At 40.4% G+C, this 17,598-nt stretch carries 11 protein-coding genes; 2 read left to right on the top strand and 9 right to left on the bottom strand.

Annotated elements, in window-relative coordinates; translation table 11 throughout:
- Positions 1-24 precede the first annotated feature (24 nt).
- The 8 genes from sucD to LEPBI_RS10125 form a co-directional block, all read right to left on the bottom strand.
- A complete protein-coding gene (sucD, locus tag LEPBI_RS10160) occupies positions 25-915 on the bottom strand; it encodes a succinate--CoA ligase subunit alpha (protein ID WP_012389029.1) in 891 nt (296 codons plus the stop codon).
- A gap of 12 nt (positions 916-927) precedes the next feature.
- Positions 928-2,097, bottom strand: a complete 1,170-nt coding sequence (sucC, locus tag LEPBI_RS10155; RefSeq protein ID WP_012476307.1) for an ADP-forming succinate--CoA ligase subunit beta — start codon at positions 2,095-2,097, stop codon at positions 928-930.
- Positions 2,098-2,257: 160 nt separating this feature from the next.
- Entirely contained in the window at positions 2,258-4,165 is a 1,908-nt protein-coding gene (locus tag LEPBI_RS10150) for a sensor histidine kinase (RefSeq protein ID WP_226992748.1), read from the bottom strand.
- A gap of 88 nt (positions 4,166-4,253) precedes the next feature.
- Positions 4,254-5,525 (bottom strand): Vgb family protein, encoded by a 1,272-nt coding sequence (locus tag LEPBI_RS10145; protein WP_012389026.1) that lies wholly within the window; start codon positions 5,523-5,525, stop codon positions 4,254-4,256.
- Positions 5,526-5,703: 178 nt separating this feature from the next.
- A complete protein-coding gene (locus LEPBI_RS10140) occupies positions 5,704-8,868 on the bottom strand; it encodes a hypothetical protein (protein WP_012476306.1) in 3,165 nt (1,054 codons plus the stop codon).
- 265 nt (positions 8,869-9,133) lie between these two features.
- On the bottom strand, positions 9,134-9,832 hold the full coding sequence (locus LEPBI_RS10135; protein WP_012389024.1) for a hypothetical protein: 699 nt from the start codon (positions 9,830-9,832) through the stop codon (positions 9,134-9,136).
- A 3-nt stretch (positions 9,833-9,835) separates the two neighbouring features.
- Entirely contained in the window at positions 9,836-11,245 is a 1,410-nt protein-coding gene (locus tag LEPBI_RS10130) for an Lcl C-terminal domain-containing protein (protein ID WP_012389023.1), read from the bottom strand.
- 37 nt (positions 11,246-11,282) lie between these two features.
- On the bottom strand, positions 11,283-13,595 hold the full coding sequence (locus tag LEPBI_RS10125) for a PP2C family protein-serine/threonine phosphatase (protein ID WP_012476305.1): 2,313 nt from the start codon (positions 13,593-13,595) through the stop codon (positions 11,283-11,285).
- 134 nt (positions 13,596-13,729) lie between these two features.
- On the opposite strand from LEPBI_RS10125, the gene LEPBI_RS10120 reads away from it, so the two are divergent.
- Positions 13,730-14,488 (top strand): SDR family NAD(P)-dependent oxidoreductase, encoded by a 759-nt coding sequence (locus LEPBI_RS10120; protein ID WP_012389021.1) that lies wholly within the window; start codon positions 13,730-13,732, stop codon positions 14,486-14,488.
- 21 nt (positions 14,489-14,509) lie between these two features.
- The gene (locus tag LEPBI_RS10115; protein ID WP_012476304.1) at positions 14,510-17,179 is read left to right on the top strand and encodes a PAS domain S-box protein; all 2,670 of its coding nucleotides are present in this window, start codon (positions 14,510-14,512) and stop codon (positions 17,177-17,179) included.
- Here the strand turns inward: LEPBI_RS10115 and LEPBI_RS10110 are convergent.
- Entirely contained in the window at positions 17,176-17,592 is a 417-nt protein-coding gene (locus tag LEPBI_RS10110) for a response regulator (protein ID WP_012389019.1), read from the bottom strand. The two genes, LEPBI_RS10115 and LEPBI_RS10110, sit on opposite strands and share 4 nt — an antisense overlap.
- Between the last annotated feature and the right edge of the window lie 6 nt (positions 17,593-17,598).

Here is a 17,598-nt window from a genome sequence, read left to right as displayed (position 1 = left end):
GTTGTTTTTTTTCGAAAAAAGCCCTTATTTTTTAAAGGCTGCCTTCATTTTTTCTCCCACTTCTCCAATATGAGCACAAATGCTCACACCAGCATCTTGCATGGCTGCAATCTTGGAAGTGGCAGTTCCCATTCCACCAGAAATGATGGCACCTGCGTGTCCCATTCGTTTCCCTGGAGGAGCGGTTTGGCCTGCGATAAAACCAACGACTGGTTTTTTCACGTGAGCTTTGATGTAGGCGGCTGCTTCTTCTTCAGAAGTTCCACCGATCTCGCCGATCATGACAATGCCCTCAGTGTCTGGGTCTTCATTGAGGAGGCGAACTGCTTCCACATGGTTCATCCCTGGAACTGGGTCTCCTCCGATCCCAATACAAGTCGACTGGCCGAGGCCTGCCGCAGTTAGGGATGCAACGGATTCGTATGTCAACGTTCCAGAACGAGATACGATTCCAATGTTCCCTGGAGTGTGGATGAAACCTGGCATGATCCCCATTTTTACATTGTAACGAGGGTTAATAACGCCTGGACAATTTGGTCCCACGAGTTTTGTTTTGGAATTTCGTAAGACACTGTACACTTTTAACATGTCATGTGTTGGAATTCCTTCTGTGATACAAACCACAAGCGGGATCTCAGCGAAGATTCCTTCGAGAATTGCATCTGCTGCGAATGGAGGGGGAACAAAAATCACTGCTGCGTTTGCTCCGTCCTCTTTCATTGCGTCTTTAATGGTATTACGAACTGGTGCCGATTTTCCAAATTCCGATGTCCAAGTTTGGCCACCCTTTCCTGGAGTCACACCTGCGACTACTTTTGTACCATATTCCAACATTTGTGTTGCGTGGAAGGAACCTTCTTTTCCAGTGATCCCCTGTACAACTACTCTTGTATTTTCATCTACTAATACAGCCATGTTTCCTGTTTCCTATTTTTTGATTAGGGAGACAATTTTGTCTGCCGCGTCACGGAGCCCTTCGACTCCCACAATGTTCATCCCAGATTCGTTCAGGATTTTTTTCCCTTCTTCTGCGTTCGTTCCTTTCAAACGAACCACAACTGGAACGGATACGTTCACTTTTTTGGTCGCTTCGATGATACCAACCGCAACGCGGTCACATCGTACGATTCCACCAAATACGTTCACAAAAATTCCTTTTACGTTTGGATCAGAAAGAATGAGTCTGAAACCATTTTCCACGGTTGTTGGGTTTGCTCCACCTCCAACATCCAAAAAGTTTGCAGGTTCAGCACCAGCTAACTTAACGATGTCCATGGTTGCCATGGCAAGACCTGCACCGTTGACCATACAACCGATGTTTCCATCTAACTTAACATAGTTGAGGTTGTATTCTTTGGCTTTGACTTCGTATGGATCTTCTTCTGTAATATCTCGAAGTGCTTCGTTGTCTGGATGACGGTAAAGTGCGTTTTCATCCAAGTCCATCTTGCAGTCCCCTGCGATGATTTCGTTTTGTTTGGTGAGGATGAGGGGGTTGATCTCAAGTAGGGCTGCATCTTCTTTGATGTAGGCGTTGTAAACTGAGTTCACAAGAGCCGTGAAGGATTTTTGTGCTTCTGTTGGAATCCCGAGAGCAAACGCAAGTTCTCTCACTTGAGATCCTTGGATACCAATTCCTGGATCAATTTGGATTTTGATGATTTTTTCAGGGTGGGTTTCTGCCACTTCTTCAATTTCCATCCCACCTTCTGTGGAAGCCATGATGATGGTTTTACGAATGGCACGGTCAAGAAGGATAGAAAGGTAGTATTCCTTTGCAATTTCAAGTCCTTGTTCTAAATAGACTTTGAGGACTTTTTTCCCTTCTGGTCCTGTTTGCGGAGTGATGAGTTGCATCCCGAGAATTTTTTCTGCGGCCGCTTTTGCATCGTCTTTTGTTTTGGCGACTTTCACACCGCCACCTTTTCCGCGTCCACCTGCGTGGATTTGGGCTTTCACCACAACAACTGGTGATTTTTGGACAACTTCGTTATATGCCTTTTCGAAATCACCGACAGCGTCGATGACCTTTCCGAACGGAACGTTGGCATTGTGTCTACGTAGGATTTCTTTGGCCTGGTATTCGTGGACTTTCATGGATTTCCTTATGTCATTGGTACGTCCGTAGGCCTTCGCCAACGGATCACTAGGGTAAGCCTCAAGGGTTGGGTGAGATTGTCAAGACGGATTGAAAGGAAGTAAGGAAAGAGGGACGAAAGAGAATCGGTAGACGAACATTGCTTAAAAATCTAACATCCTAAACCCGGAGGCTTTCTTCTGGATTTTTGGGGAGGCTCACAGAAAAAAGGGAACCTTTTCCTTCTTCGCTTTGCAGGGTGATTTTACCTCCAAGCACTTCCACTTGGGACTTTGTGATGAAAAGTCCAATCCCTCTTGCATCTTCATTTCGATGAAAGGTTTTAAACATACCAAATATTTTATTTCCATGTTTTTCTAAATTGATACCCAGTCCGTTGTCTTCGACTTTGATTTGAATTTGGTCCTGGTTTTCCTCGATTTGGATTTTGATCCAAGCCCCTTCCTTCAAACGAACATATTTCACAGCATTGGATAATAGGTTTAGTAAAATACTTTCTAAGTAATTTGGTATGGTTTTGACTTTGAGTTCGTCAGGGATGATCGTAATGATTTTTATATTTCTATGTTCGATGGATCCACTTAAGATGGAGAGCGTTTTGTTTACCTCATTTTTTAATGAACAAATTTCCATTGGTTGATTTAAGGTTTGGTTGATAGAGATGATATCGTTTAAGTGGGAAATGGTCTCTTCCAATTTCACTGATGAGGCATGTAACATTTCTACGATGTTTTTTTTATCTACTTCTGATTTGGATTCTTCTAATAATTGAATGAGGGATGTGAAGTTTGATGAGTGTTGCCTGATGTTGTGGGAGAGGATATATGCAAAGTTTTGAAGGCGATTGTTTTGAATGCCAGTGAAGTGTAACATTCGTTTTGTGTTTTCTAATGCCACAATTTCTTCTGTGATATCAAACCGAATGGAAAGATAGGCTTCAATTTTTTCTTCTGAGTTAAATAATGGATGGATAAAGGTTTGAAGCCAGAAATAGTTCCCATCTTTGGATTTGTTTTTGATGATACCCTCCCATGTTTTCCCATGTTTGATCTGATTCCATAATCCTTTCCAAAATTCTTTTTTGTGGTAATCGGAACTGAATATTTTATGATCAGATCCTATGATTTCATTTTCAGGAAAACCTGTGATTTGGATGAATTTTGAATTTGCCCTGATGATGATCCCATCTGGATTTGTGACACTGACAATGGCTGATTTTTCGATTGCCTCAAGGACAGATTTTAATTTTTTATTTTGTTGTTCAATGGTGGTTTGGTTTTTTTTTAATTCAGTGATGTCCAAAAAACTCGCAGTTGCCCCTTCTAAATTACCGTATTCATCAAAGAGTGGTGTTGCATTGACATTTAGCCATTTGACATGACCTTCTTCTGAAAGGATTCCGTGTTCACAATTATAAACAGTGAGTTGATCTCCAAGAGCTTGGGCTAACGGAAGTTTATCTGTGGGATAAGGGCTACCATCTTCATAAATTTGTTTCCATTCTCTGGAACTAAAATAACGATTTTCGATACTCGCCAATTCTAATTCTAAAATTTCGGAAGCACTATCATTGGCATAGAGAATTTGTCCTTCCTTGTTCACTACAACCACACCATTAATCATTGTTTTTAATAAACGATCGAGTTTTGATTCTTTTTGTTTTAGGATTTTTTCGGCAAGTACCGCATCCGTTAATTCTTCAATGGTGATCGTATAAAAATTGAAATCTAGTTGGGTAAGTTTCAAAAGATACGGATGGTTTTGAAATCCATAGAAGTGTAACTTTTCTTTTGCGATGACTGATTCAAACGGTTTTTGATTCTGTATGTCGCTTTGAATTTGTAATTGAAGATTCGATTCAAATAAAAAAGGAAACATGGATCCTATCGTATTGGTCTTATTTGGAACTTGGAGCAAATGGTGGAGTGATTTTGCTTTTATGTTCGAAAAATGTAAGGGATTGTCTTTGGCAAATGTTTGGGATTTTGATTCAAATAAAAATAAAGAATAGGGGAGAGTGTTTGCAAAAGTAAAAAAGAACTCTGATGGAAGGATCGTTTGGCTCATAACTATGCAGAAACAATTCATAAGAGAATTGTTTCACATTCAGAATTGATTCGACGAATGAAATCGTTTGGTTTTAGAATCGTTTCCTTTAAAATTTGTTCCAATACGGAGAAAGTCGTAAGGAATCGCAAAAATTTCCGTTTGCTTTTGTATCCAGTAGATCAAAACGATCGGAATTATGTGGAGAGAGGTAAATTTCCCCTCGAAATCCTATCGCCCCACCCCGATACGAACTGACTCCTGGATTTGCCATGAGGACAGTCATTTGGTTCGTGGTTGGATTGATCGAAATAAAATTACTATAATTATAAGGAATTGGATACAAATTCCCATTCGGTGATAATACGACACCATTGAACATACTACTTGTTGGGGATGGGATGGTCCCAGCGTTGACAACGGAGTCATTGTTTTTAGTATCCACATAGTATAAAGTGGATGAGTTGTATGGGATCATATAAATTCGCCCATTCGGAGTATAAATGCCTGAAATATAACTCGCGGCGCCACCAAACGAAAAAGGATGAACAGTGACCGATTCTGTATTCGTATCTAAGATATGAATATTAGTCGCATCATGTGGGATAAAATAAATTTTCCCTTCAGGTGTTAAGACTCCATTGGCAAAAATCCCTCCAGTGACTGGCGTCGCCACAGCACCGATTGTATTTGTATTGGTATCATAATAACGAATGACTGTTTCATTGCTCGGCACAAAATAAATTTTTCCATTGGGAGCATACACCCCTCCGTTATACGCAGCCCCTGCCATCGTCACATTTCCTATGGTCGTCATTTGATTGTTTGCTGTATTGTATTGGAAAAAATTATTGTTTTGGTGTGGCGATAGATAGATAAGTCCTCTTGGTCCTAAGGTTCCACCAATGAAATCGACTCCGCCAGGAACAGCTGTATGCAGAGCATACAACTTTGTGATTGGATTTACTGAGACAATGTTCGGCGCATTGTAGGGAAGGAAATAGACATTTCCATTGGGAGCACCGAGTGCCCCTTGGAAGGCTGGGTATCCTGTTCCGAGAACGGTCGCCACTGAGTCGAGGGAATATTGGATTAGGCTTTCTGTTCCACTCACACCAAGTTCAAATTGAGTTTCCATCTCTAGTTTGACTTGTGCCCAATTTTCTGGTTTGTGAGTCTCTTCATAACTCAAAGAACAGGCTGGGATTTTATCCGGGATAACTTTGTATCCGCAGTGATTGCTTTGATCTTTGATTGAGATCCGAAATAAGAGTGAGCTAAAAAACGAATCCGAATTCACATCACAGATGTTAGAGAGATTTTTTTGTGAACAATGAACAAAACTGATCAGTGAAAATGCAATTGCAAAATAACGAAGCATAACGTTCTGATATGGACGCTACCAGAAAACTCATCCCATTCGCAATTAAGTTTAGAAAAATCCCCAAAGTTCGACTTACGGTAATTTTCGTAGCGAATTTGGGGAGGGGTGATTAGATTCCTAAAGAAGAATGAAGATTCGCCAAGGTTCCCGAGAGGGGAACCTTGGAAAAAAATACTTACGGTACTTCGGAGCAGTAAATCGCAGTATTCCGATTTGTGTATAGTTCATTTGAAGTACACGGGTAATCTTCAGGAGGTGGATGAGGTAAGGCAAAATCGATTCTAACACCATTCTGTATATCGGTAACAGTATAAGTCGATTCATTTGGAACGATTGTATAACCTCGGTATAATCCACAACCAAGAGCAAACCAATCCGAAACATGCTTTTTGAAAAGACCGGTATAAACATGTACGGACATATTAGGTCCTCTTACATAATTTGTTGGGCAAACCAAAGTATGGGATGTGTCATTTGCTGCATTATTTGCAACAGAGATATTCGAATAACAATTGCGAAGATTACATGCAGTAGTCTCTGTATTTGTGCCACCGCAACCTGCTATAGGATCTAAACACGTTCTTGTTCTTGTTCGAGTGCCTGCGCCACATCTAGCTGAACAATTGCTCCATTGTGTCCATTCACCCCAACCGCTTGTCCCAGCGATAGTAGTGACTGATAATCCTACGTTGGCTTGGCCACGATTGGCTACTTCATCAAAACCTATAATACAAAGGTGGTATGTTGTGTTTTGGAATAAACCTCCAATAACAGCCGAGACTTGTGCATTAGGAACAAAGTTACTAATGTTAGGTGAATGTTTCCAAGGTGCATTTTGGCATTCTGTATCGTTTGTGATCGGATTGATGGAGATACCAATTTCATATCGATTGATATTCCCAGTCATTCCATCATCCCCCACGTTTAACCATGTCAATTGGATTTGGTCTTGTGAAATACCAGTTCCAAGGAAGGAAGTGACTTGTGCTGGCGGAATGAGATCTGATTCATACGCAGTCACTTGCATAATATCTGAACCCATTCTTGGTCCTCCAAAACAAGTTGAACTTGAATCCGTAAATCTCAATTCAAGGGCATACTGTCCTGGTACATCGGGAGTGAAAGAGGCATTCAATTGGTTTCCACTGTTAATTTGTCCATTGGTCAAATTGGAGGAAGGTGGTTTTGAAATGATACTCCATTGATAGACATAACTAGCCGGATTTGCCGAACAAACACCAGAGTCAGGGTCATAGGACTGTGTGCCATTTAGGTTAACTTGTGTACCAACCATCGCATTCATTTGGTCAAGACCAGCATTCGCTATTGGCGGTATGTTACCGAGCAATGTAGTAGCCGAAACAGTACCATTCCATCTACTTTTGTTTCCTACTTCGTCGTAAGCTCTTACACAAAAGTAGTATTGGGTATTGGCACTGAGTTGAGTTACAAGAAAATTGATATTTGTTCCAACTGTCACGGCACTAATGGAGTTTGTCACTTCATGGCTATTGTCACAATCAGCATCCGTGTTGATCACACTGGCTGACCTTCGAATTTCATACGAGGATGCGTTTCCAACGGTTCCATCATCACCAACAGCGGTCCAAAAAAGCTGAACCGTTTCATCAGTTAAAGCATTGGCCGTGAGAGTAGTAACATCAGAAGGACGAACGGTATCACCTACAACGTAAGTTGTTGCCGATACATTTGAGGATACCCATTCATTTCGGTTTCCATTATGATCATACGCACGGATACAATAGTAATAAGTGGTGTTTGGTGCGTGACCATTTGCATCCCAAATTTCTACGGAACCAGCATTTTTTGGAGTTAGGGTATGAAAGATGGTACTTGCCTGTGAACATTTTGCATCCGTATCGATGTTGTTACTTGACCTTCGGATTTCATAAGCGCTGACTTTACCAAAAGGACCATCATTCCCTGGAGCTTGCCAACGAAGTCGAACTCGTGTTGCTGACATCGCTATTGCTGTTAACGTTGTGATGTTATTTGGAGGAACCGTATCAACCACTGTCACTGTAGAGGTTGCTTGGAAATTACCAACTGTTACCTGAACTCCTGCAATCCCTGGTGCAATCGCTTGGAAAACAGAGTCAGAAAATTCCCCCACAGGTGATCCACTGAGGGCATTTCCCGTTGTGACAAAATTCGACTGCACATAGCGAGGAGAACCGAGGTAAGATGCCAAAATGGAAAAAGTGATTTTTTCATCTAAGTACATTCTTGCTTGGTTAGGAATGACAGAGATGGAATCAATTTGAGGGTTGGCTTCACCGTTAGGCGTGTGGTCAGCAACATTGGGAATCCCATCTCCGTCAGAGTCTGGAAATAAAGCTGCGTTTGGAGAAGATGGATTGTTTGGATTGAATCCATTGTCACCTTCCCATGCATCCAAATAACCATCGTTATCTTTGTCTGTATCGTAATTGTTGACGAAGGCTGGGTTTCCAGAGCTAACTGGGTAAAAGAACATATCAGAACTTGGTCTTGTTGTGTTATTTCCATAGGAATCGACAGCCAATACTTGGATTTGAATCCCTGCCTGTACCATTGATTCATACGGAATGAGAGCAGAATACCAATTGCCTGGTTCTGGGACCATGCGAATGGCGACTGTTCCTTGGCCTACGGGACCAGTGATGAGATACACTGACATAACGTCCCCATCAGGTTCGATCACTTGTGCACGAACACGGAATGGTAAAAAAGAAGAGCCTGGTTTAAAATCGTAGAAAGCCCCTACAATGTTCGGAGCTCCATTTCCAGGAGGAGGTGTTCCACCACCAAAGATCGAGAAGGTGCGTGATTGGAATTGGATTTTATCAGAACTAGCAGTCGTTAGGCTTCCGTCCCATCCGCCACTCACCCGACCTGAATTGTCGGAATCTGAAGTTGTAGAATTGACAAAACCTTGAGCTTTGTTTTTGGCTAAATTGAGAGCTTCAATTTTTTCTACATTTTGTGAGATGGTGATCACAACATCTTTTTTGAATCGATACGATGGTGTGATTTCATAGGCATCGGTTGTGGGAATGTATCCATTTGGCAAACTAGAGTTTGTTATTTCAAACCGTCTGATGGAGAAGGTTTTTTCTTCATCCATCGCGCCTGGTGGGATGAGCACTTGGAATTTTCCGTCATCTGAGGTGATGGATTTTCCAGAAGGACCAGCTGTAGCTGAGCCAACATTGAGTGCTGACGTGGCAACGAGGCCAAGTGATTCTAATTTTTTGTCTGCTTCTTTAGAAAAATCTAAAAAAGCAATACATGAGACCAAAAGTTGGCTCATGACGAAAGTCGAAATGATTCTTTTCACTTTGATTTTACTTCCCGTTTTCGAATTGTTAAACGCAAAAATTGTCGGTTCACCTAACGATGTCGAACATTTTCGAAACAAGGGATAAAAAAATAGAGTCACGTGTATCCAAGGTTAGGGAATTCCCTTTAAGGCGTACGTTTTGAACTTAGTTCAATTTACTGCAAGAAAACGTCTCTGATGTTTCCGAGAGATTCACTATTTGCGAAAGAATGCATTGAGAAGAAAATGTTTTGAAGAGTCGACATTTGTTTGGTCTCGGATTCTAAATTGGTCGTTTGAGTATTTTCCTTCCTGAGGAATTAATATTTGGAAAAAAATTGGGATCTCTGTTTGGATCAGTTAACAATAGTTTTACGTCTCGGATTCTTTCGTAACATTCTTTCATGAACAGTTGATGACCACAGCCAAGCATGTGATAACCTTCGTGGATGAGAGTGGATTTTGGACTCGTAAATAAAAGCTGAATGGTGGAAATATATTTTGCTTTGATGTATCCTTTGGTATTTGTTTTGGCTTCAACAGCACCTTGGACTTCGAGTTTCACACCCACGCCTGCAAAAATCCCCAGTGTCAAAACTTCAAACAGAATATCCCCCCAAGTCCTTCCTTTTAAATACAGGAGACGGTCACATTGTGATGGCATCTTAAATAGAATCAGATACTCTAAAATGTCCGTTCCATAAAACCCTGGACGTTCCATGGTCATAAGGATACTCGGTTCTGCCTTTAATTGGTAAAAACTGAGTTCTTCATTCCAAGCTTCAAAAAGTGTAAAGACATCCTTGTCTTCAATTCCTTCTTCTTTGATGACACAAACTCTCACAGTTGCTTGTTCTCCATAGGACAAGGACTCTCTTACTTTTGTTTGGTGGAAACCAATTGTTGTGCAAGAGAATGGTAAGAGAACCGAAGTGAAGAGAGAAATTCGTATCCAAAACTTTGAGAACAATGGTTGGGTCATGTTTTAACGATAGTCTGTGACACAGCGAGTGCGGACTGCGTTGCTAGTTTTTAAGGCAGGTCCTCCTCCCGAGCTTCCAAAATCTACGGCATATGCTAAGGTGGAAGGGGTGCCAAGGACAGGGCTTGACGACCAAAAAGCGGAAGATGCCGTGTTCGAAAAAAAAACAGAATTAAATCCTGGAGTTCCAAAATTCGTACGGTAGTCGATGATACTTTTTAATTCATTCGCATTCGGTAGTCGCCAAGATTTGCCAGAAAGCGTCAATGTTTGGCAATAATTGATTGCTGTTGTCCATGTACTGAGAACATCCGTTCCGCCTGTACAAGTGGGAACATTCGGTTGCCCCGCTGTACATTTTTGCCAAACAAGGGATGTGTCCAAATCCAAAATGGTACCGTCCAATTGGTCCACCAAACGTTTGGTAAATGGATGTTTGGGAGTGGCAACACATCGCAGATGGTGGCCGTCAGTATAGTTCCCAAATCCTATCGAAGATTGGATGAAGGTTGGATAAAAAGCTCCCGTACTTGCCGCATTCGATGTGTTTGATTTATAATTGAAACTTTCTGTTTGTGGAAAATACGTTGCATTGATTGAAGGGCTTTCTGTTGAATGATCGAAGGTGCTAATGTATTCCTCAATTTCCGGAACACGCCAATCCGTTCGGTCTGCAAATCCCGAACCAGAGTTTAAGCTTGTACATTCGGTCTGCGCAGCAGCATACGTAAAAGTGATGGATCCCACTGTCGAGCAACCGATGCCAGTCCTACCTCGGATGCAACTTGTCCAAACGAGTCCAGTCGCTATATCCGATGTGATTTCAACTCCGGAAACAAGTGATGGGCCCACATAACTTGTATTTGTTCCTTTTTGTAACTGTCCATCTTGGCCTGGAACAGAAGTGCAAGTTGGATCTTGGTTTCCTGCTGCGTCATAACAAGTTGTGATATTGGTTTTGAGTGGAGGTTTTCCCATCCAAGCTGGTTTGTAGCTACAACTAGCACTTCCTTTCGGATTACTCGCTGTGATGGTGTACTCGGTTGGATTTGCCTTCCAACCAGTATATGTTCCTTCTAAAGAAGCCCCGAAAAAAGAAAAATTCACTCCAGAAGGGAGAGGTGGGTTACTAGAAAAACTCAGACGGTTACCATCCGTTACAAAAGATTCCACAAAAAAACTCCCATTCAGTTTTGGGTCAAGTGCTGGACAGATTAGGTAAGTGGGTGGGTCAACTCTTAGGACAACACCACAGTGTGGTGTTTCGTCAAAATTAACAAATCGTAACAGGAAACTCTCTATGTATAAATCGGATTTGGGATCACAGACGTTGGATAAGTCAGAGTTTTGGCATGAATAGAGAATAGGGACACATAAAATCAGTGGAATCGGCCAATATTTGATATGTGTCATAAAATCGATGCTAAACGGTCGATTTCTATGAAACTACTTATGACGGAATTTCATCAACAATTTTCTGTCGGAAAGTTTCGATTTGTGATTTGAGTTGTTCGATGCGATTGGTGTCGGAGGGAATAAGGAATGTTAGTTGTAGCGTTTTTTCGGCTTTGGGCAAATTGCCGATTGTGAGGTACAATTGTACAAGTTGTATTAAATTTGATAAGTGGCCCGGGTTACGCAACCGAATCCTCTCCCCCATATCAATCGCCTTTCCATATTCTTTGGTTTGTTTGTATGTGAACGATGCTAAATAGATCAGATCGGTGTCCCCAGGGTATTCTTCGATGTAGGTATTTAATTTTTCTGCGGCGAATTGGTATTCTTTCATCCGAACGAGAAGTCGGATGAGGGCTCTTTGGATTTCTCGATTTTCTGGATTGATGCGGTTTGCTTCGAGTAGACTATTTTTGGCACCCTCTAATTCTTCTGATTTGATTTGTGATTTTGCCTTTCGCATCAATTCATACGATTCTTTTCGAATCGCTCTCGGCGGTTGGTGTATATTTTCTTTGAAGGCGATTCGCATAAGACTCAAATCATCGGTCAATTCACCCATCAGTAAAATGGATTGGTAAATTTCTTTTAGGTCACCATTGCCTCGTTCGACATGGCGAAGGAAAAGTTCCTCATCGTGATTGATCTTTCTTGCTGTGGTTTCAGTCACAAATTCAATATCATCCCGACCATCGGAGCCAAGAACCAAAACATCCCCGGGGATGAGTTGTAAGGTGGATATCTCCAAAGATTTTTCCGAAAATGGAGTTCCCAATTTTCTAAGTTCAGAATTATTTTTAATGAATTCAGCAGTTCCTTTTCGATACAAAACAGACCAGGGGTGTTCGGCATTCAAATAATACATGAGTCCCGTTTCATCATCAATGAGTCCCATGACCATTGAAACTAACATGGAACAGTCGAAACTTTCAAAAATATGATGGAGTTCTTGGTATGCGTTTTTGATCCAACGTTCTGCATACAATAATTTTACAGATTCAACTGCAGTGGATCTTTCCAAGATGGACTGAACGGCAGCCCCTAGCACAAGGACTCCTCCGGCTCCTTGTAAGGATTTACCCATAGCATCGGCATTTAGAAAAAAAGTATAATCTTTCCCTCGAAGTGTGATGGTTCGAGCGATACAAATATCACCACCAATTTCATTTTCTCTTCCATGGAATAAAAAAGTTTTTTTCTGTTTGATTAAAAAATCAGTTTTGACGTGGGATCCAATAGTTTTGTTCAAACTGAGTGGTTTGATGAGAAGTGACGTTAAAAAATAATCACCATCTTGTTGTTTTTTTAAAGTTTCCACTGTCTCCAAACTGTTTCGAAGTTCGGAGGTTTTTGCTTCCACTAATTCTTGTAGGTTTTCTCTGATCCTTCCTACTTCTCTTGTGGCCTTTTCATAGTTTTCAGCAAACAAAATGAATTCTTTATCAATGGATAGAATGGGGAGGGCACCTCGACCTCCTGTGGCTAAGCTATTGGCGGATTCATTGATTTGTTCTAAGGTTAAATTTATGGATTGAAAAAACATATAAATGAGGATCACAGCTTCCACAAATGTCATCCCGATGAAGGCTGAGATTTTGAGAAGGCTTGCATTCCCAAACGAAATAAATACAGATAAAACAGTAAGTGATAAAAGAATTAAGATAAGTAAAAAGATAAACTTTCCTTTTAGGCTTAAGATTCCATAGTTCTTGTGAACAGAAACATCTCGGTATGCCAATATTTTTTTGATCTCAACACGTTTGTTTCCTGTAAAATAATCAGAAATGATGTAGGAAAATCCTCCGTAGACAAAAACCGCAGAAAGCCATCCAACTGAAACCAAAAGAAGTTCATAAAGAGGATGTCTACAAATGAGATGTGTAATCGAAACGGAAAAAAATACCATGACCGCATAACGAATGGCAGCATACATATTTTCCTTGGGAAGGTGGATGAGTGTGTTTAGATTATTTTCTAATTCAAGGATGTCTTTATGGCGTATGGTTTCATTTGGTTTCAGAAATGAATTGAGTTTTCTTAAGTCATTTCGAAACCCTCCGTAACCGAGTGGGGTCAGGATTCCAAATTCGATGCTATGCCCTATCGCTGCAAGGAGAGTCGCAAAAACAAAAACGTACACAACCTCTGGGTGGTTCTCGATGGAAAAATCAGGAATGAGTGCCGATCCAAAAAAGTAAGCATAAAAAGCACCAAAGAAGGCACCTTGTAATGAAAAGAAGACGATCGCAAAACTGTAAGAAATGAACCGGTGTAAAAATTTGAATAATTGATCAAAGAATCGACTCATTGTGATCCCCAAGGAAGACAATAGATAGGAGAAGATACTAGCTTCGTAAAGAGATTTTTCCTGAATTAGGAAAAAAGTTAGATATCTTATTAAAAAAAACTTTCAACAGAAGTCCAGTTCGTTAGGTTTCAACAATGGAATTAAAAAATAAACGTATCGTAGTCACTGGAGCAGGTTCTGGTATTGGAAAAGAAACCGTCTTACAGATGTTAAAACATGGGAATGTAAAAATTTTAGCTTGTGACTTAAACGAAAAAAATGTGGTTTCTCATCCCAATGTAATTCCGTATAAATGTGATGTATCGAAACCAGAATCCTTAGATAAACTGATAAAGGATGCAGATAAAAAATTGGGTGGCATTGATATCTTTTTTGCCAACGCAGGATTTGCTTATTACGAAATCATTCCTGATGCCAATTGGGATCGAATCGATCGTATCTTTCGAACCAATGTATTTTCTCCATTATATACCCTTGTGACTTTGAACAGGCAAAGGACCACTCCTTGTCTTTTTGTCGTGACTGCCTCTGCCATGAGTCACTTGCCACTGCCAGGATATGCCATGTATTCGGCAACGAAAGCAGCCGTTCGGTCCTTTCTTGATGCCTACCAATGTGAATTGAGACCTGGAAATCGAACGATGATCGTGTACCCGATTGCGACTAGGACACAATTTTTTGACTCTGCAGGGAAAAAAGTCCCTATTCCGTTTCCAAGCCAAACGGCCGAAACAGTAGCAAAACAAATTGTGAAAGGAATCTTAAGCGACAAAAAAGAGGTTTTCCCTTCCTTTTTATTTCGTTTCATCCAAATCTTGGACCGATTTTTATTTTTCCCTTTGAAAATTTACCAAAAAATGGAAGCAGTAAAATTGAATTCGCATAAATCTTAAGTATACTGCATAGTGGATACTATGCAGTCTTCTCAGGAAGGATCATTGCCTCAAATAACAGCTTCGACAGACGATCATTTGAATGTCGAAGCAGATCTTTTGAAAACGATCATGGATGTCAGTTCCACTGCCATCGTCTTACTCAACCCACAAGGACAAATCCTCTACGCCAATCCTGCCTCCGAATTGGTCCTTGGGATCAAATTGAATGACATCCTTTCGAGGACGTATGATGCGCCCCAATGGAAAAATACCTCTCTCGATGGTGGGCCTTGGCGAGAAGAAGACCAACCGTTTAATGTCATACTGAAAACCAAACAACCTGTCACAGACATTCGGCATGCCATAGAGGATTCGAAAGGCACTAAAAAGTATTTATCTATCAATGGTTCACCCGTTTTCAATGAAGCAGGTGAAATCCGTTCCCTTGTGTTTCTCATCACCGATATCACGGAAAATGTTTTAAAACAAAAGGCATTAGAAGATAGCGAGGCAAAGTACCGCACCATCACTGAACTTTCTTTGAGTATGGTTTATGATTTAGAGATCGCAACAGGAGTGAACCATTGGGCAGGAGCGATCTACGAAATCACTGGATATACACCCGAAGAATACAATGCCATTGGTTATGAAGCTTGGATGGTTCTCATCCACCCCGAAGACAAAGAAAAAACCATCCAACAATTTGATGAGTCGATGGCCAATAAAACAAAGTTTTCCTGTGAATATCGATACCGAAGAAAAGACGGAAACTATGTTTATATCGAAGACAACGGTATTTTTTTATATGATCAAGATGGAGTCGCCTATCGAATGTTTGGTGCTATGATCAATCGAACAGACCAGATTGAAGCCAATTTAGCACTCAAAGAATCGGAATCAAGACTTCTCATGTCTCTTGATGCAGTTAAAATGGGGATATGGAGTTGGGACATTGAACGAAGGATCATTTACTGGTCACCTCAAACCTATGAGATTTATGGATTGGATCCTAATTTGGAAGAGATCACCATTGAATCGTATTTAAAGTTGAACAATGAAGATGACTTAAAAAAAGTTTCAGAGGAAGTGCAACGTTTAAAAGAGGATCCAACAAGATCAGGTTACATCATCCAACATAGAATTTTTCATAAGGATGGAAGTACACGCTGGGTTGAATCTAGAGGGAATTTACTAAGAGACAAAGATGGCAACCCGTTTCGATTGATGGGAACGATCTTAGATGTCACCGATGCCAAAATTGCAGAAGAGGCCTTACGCACTTCCGATGAAAGGTTTCGTGCTTTTTATCAATTTTCCACTGAAGCATTTTTGATTTTCGATGAAAATTCTCTACGAGCAAAGGATTCCAATTTTGCGTTTCAAAACTTATTCGGTTATGCACCTGAGGATACAAAGAATTTAAAGATTCGTTCACTGCTCACACCAGATTCACTCCAAAAAATTCGTGAAAAAATTGCCGATCATTCGAGTGATTCCATTGAAATACTATGCAAACGAAAAAATGGGGAAGTATTCCCTGCACTTATTTCCATCAAACGATTTAAATACAAACAATCCAATTCCATTGCATACAGTATTTTTGATTTGAGTCCCTTAAAAGAAGTAGAAGAACTCCGCCAAATCAATTCTGAAATCAGAGAAAAAAACAAACTCATTGAAAAACAAAAAATTGAGCTGGAGATGGCGTTTGAAAATTTAAAACGTACGCAAGAACAATTGGTCCAATCAGAGAAATTGGCTGCCCTGGGGCAACTGATTGCGGGGATTGCGCATGAAATCAATAATCCTATTGGAGCTGTCAAAGCTTCCAATCAAAATATGATGGATTGGCAAAAACGATACGGAATCGCCTCACAGTTGTTTCGTGAAGCGATATTGAATGTTCCTCGGGAAGAACAAGTCATTTTAAAAACAATTTTATCCAATTTAGACCAACCGATTGAGTTTTATACTGGCAAGGAAGAACGATTTCGGAAAAAGAAAAACAAAGAGATCCTCATCCAATATGGATGTAGCCTTCAGGATGCAGATGAGTTTGCAGAAGCTTGGGTGGAATTAGGAATTGGAGAATTGGAAGACAGATATTTACCTCTCTTTCGGTCTCATTATCTTCGAGTATTTTTAGATTATTTAGAATTGGAAATCCAATTTAGACGAAACACTCGGTCGATCCAACTTGCTGTGGATCGTGTATCAAAAATCATGTATGCTTTAAAAAACTTTTCCCATTTTGATTCCACAGGGAAAAAGATCAAAGCATCCCTTCAGGAAACAATTGAAACCGTTTTAACCATTTATCAAAATCAATTAAAAAGAGGAATCACTCTCATCAAAAATTATGATGAAGTGCCACCAATTGATTGTTATCCGGATGATCTATTACATGTTTGGACCAATTTGATTTATAATTCTTTACAAGCGATGTCCTTCACAGGAAAACTTGTGATCACGATCAAAGATTGTGGGGAAGAAGTCCTTGTTTCCTTACAAGACTCAGGTCCAGGTATAAACCCAGACATTCGTTCCAAAATCTTTGAACCTTTTTTCACAACAAAACCTCCGGGAGAAGGAAGTGGGCTTGGTCTGGATATTGTGAATAAAATTGTGAAACGGCATGCGGGAAGGATTGAACTTACTTCCAAACCTGGTGAAACTATTTTTTTGATTTACTTGCCAAAAGGGAATTAAACTTCGATGGCCTGTGAGATGGCGGTGATCAGTTCCTTTTCGTCCCAAGGTTTTTTCAAACAAGTGATGAGCCCAATTTCTTTTTCTAAGGCTTCCAGTAATATTTCATCTGCAAATCCAGTGATGATGACTTTTTCAATCGAAGGAAACCTTTTGTGAACTTTGCGTAAAAATTCATCCCCATTCATTCCAGGCATGGCCCAATCAGAAATGATGACAGCAACTGAATTTCCTTCTTCTTCAAATTCTAAAATCAGATCCCATGCTTCTTTTGCATTTTCGGCAGTTAGATACTTAAATTTTTCTCCAAAATGGTGTTTTACTTGGGATTTCATACTGAGTAAAATGATGGATTCATCATCTACAAAGAGGATTCCCTTCTTTCCATTTTTTTTCTCCGTGAGAATTTCCACAGGACA

This window comes from Leptospira biflexa serovar Patoc strain 'Patoc 1 (Paris)', from assembly GCF_000017685.1.
In the GTDB taxonomy this organism is placed as follows: Bacteria; Spirochaetota; Leptospiria; order Leptospirales; family Leptospiraceae; genus Leptospira_A; species Leptospira_A biflexa.
Note: the sequence above shows the minus strand (reverse complement) of the source record. Positions and strands in the feature narration are given on the sequence as shown.

Excerpts from the sequence above, each read along its gene's own strand:
- sucD (WP_012389029.1), bottom strand. The coding sequence starts at position 915 with ATGGCTGTATTAGTAGATGAAAATACAAGAGTAGTTGTACAGGGGATC.
- LEPBI_RS10145 (WP_012389026.1), bottom strand. The coding sequence starts at position 5,525 with ATGCTTCGTTATTTTGCAATTGCATTTTCACTGATCAGTTTTGTTCAT.
- LEPBI_RS10115 (WP_012476304.1), top strand. The coding sequence starts at position 14,510 with ATGCAGTCTTCTCAGGAAGGATCATTGCCTCAAATAACAGCTTCGACA.
- LEPBI_RS10135 (WP_012389024.1), bottom strand. The coding sequence starts at position 9,832 with ATGACCCAACCATTGTTCTCAAAGTTTTGGATACGAATTTCTCTCTTC.
- LEPBI_RS10150 (WP_226992748.1), bottom strand. The coding sequence starts at position 4,165 with ATGAGCCAAACGATCCTTCCATCAGAGTTCTTTTTTACTTTTGCAAAC.
- sucC (WP_012476307.1), bottom strand. The coding sequence starts at position 2,097 with ATGAAAGTCCACGAATACCAGGCCAAAGAAATCCTACGTAGACACAAT.
- LEPBI_RS10125 (WP_012476305.1), bottom strand. The coding sequence starts at position 13,595 with ATGAGTCGATTCTTTGATCAATTATTCAAATTTTTACACCGGTTCATT.
- LEPBI_RS10130 (WP_012389023.1), bottom strand. The coding sequence starts at position 11,245 with ATGACACATATCAAATATTGGCCGATTCCACTGATTTTATGTGTCCCT.
- LEPBI_RS10120 (WP_012389021.1), top strand. The coding sequence starts at position 13,730 with ATGGAATTAAAAAATAAACGTATCGTAGTCACTGGAGCAGGTTCTGGT.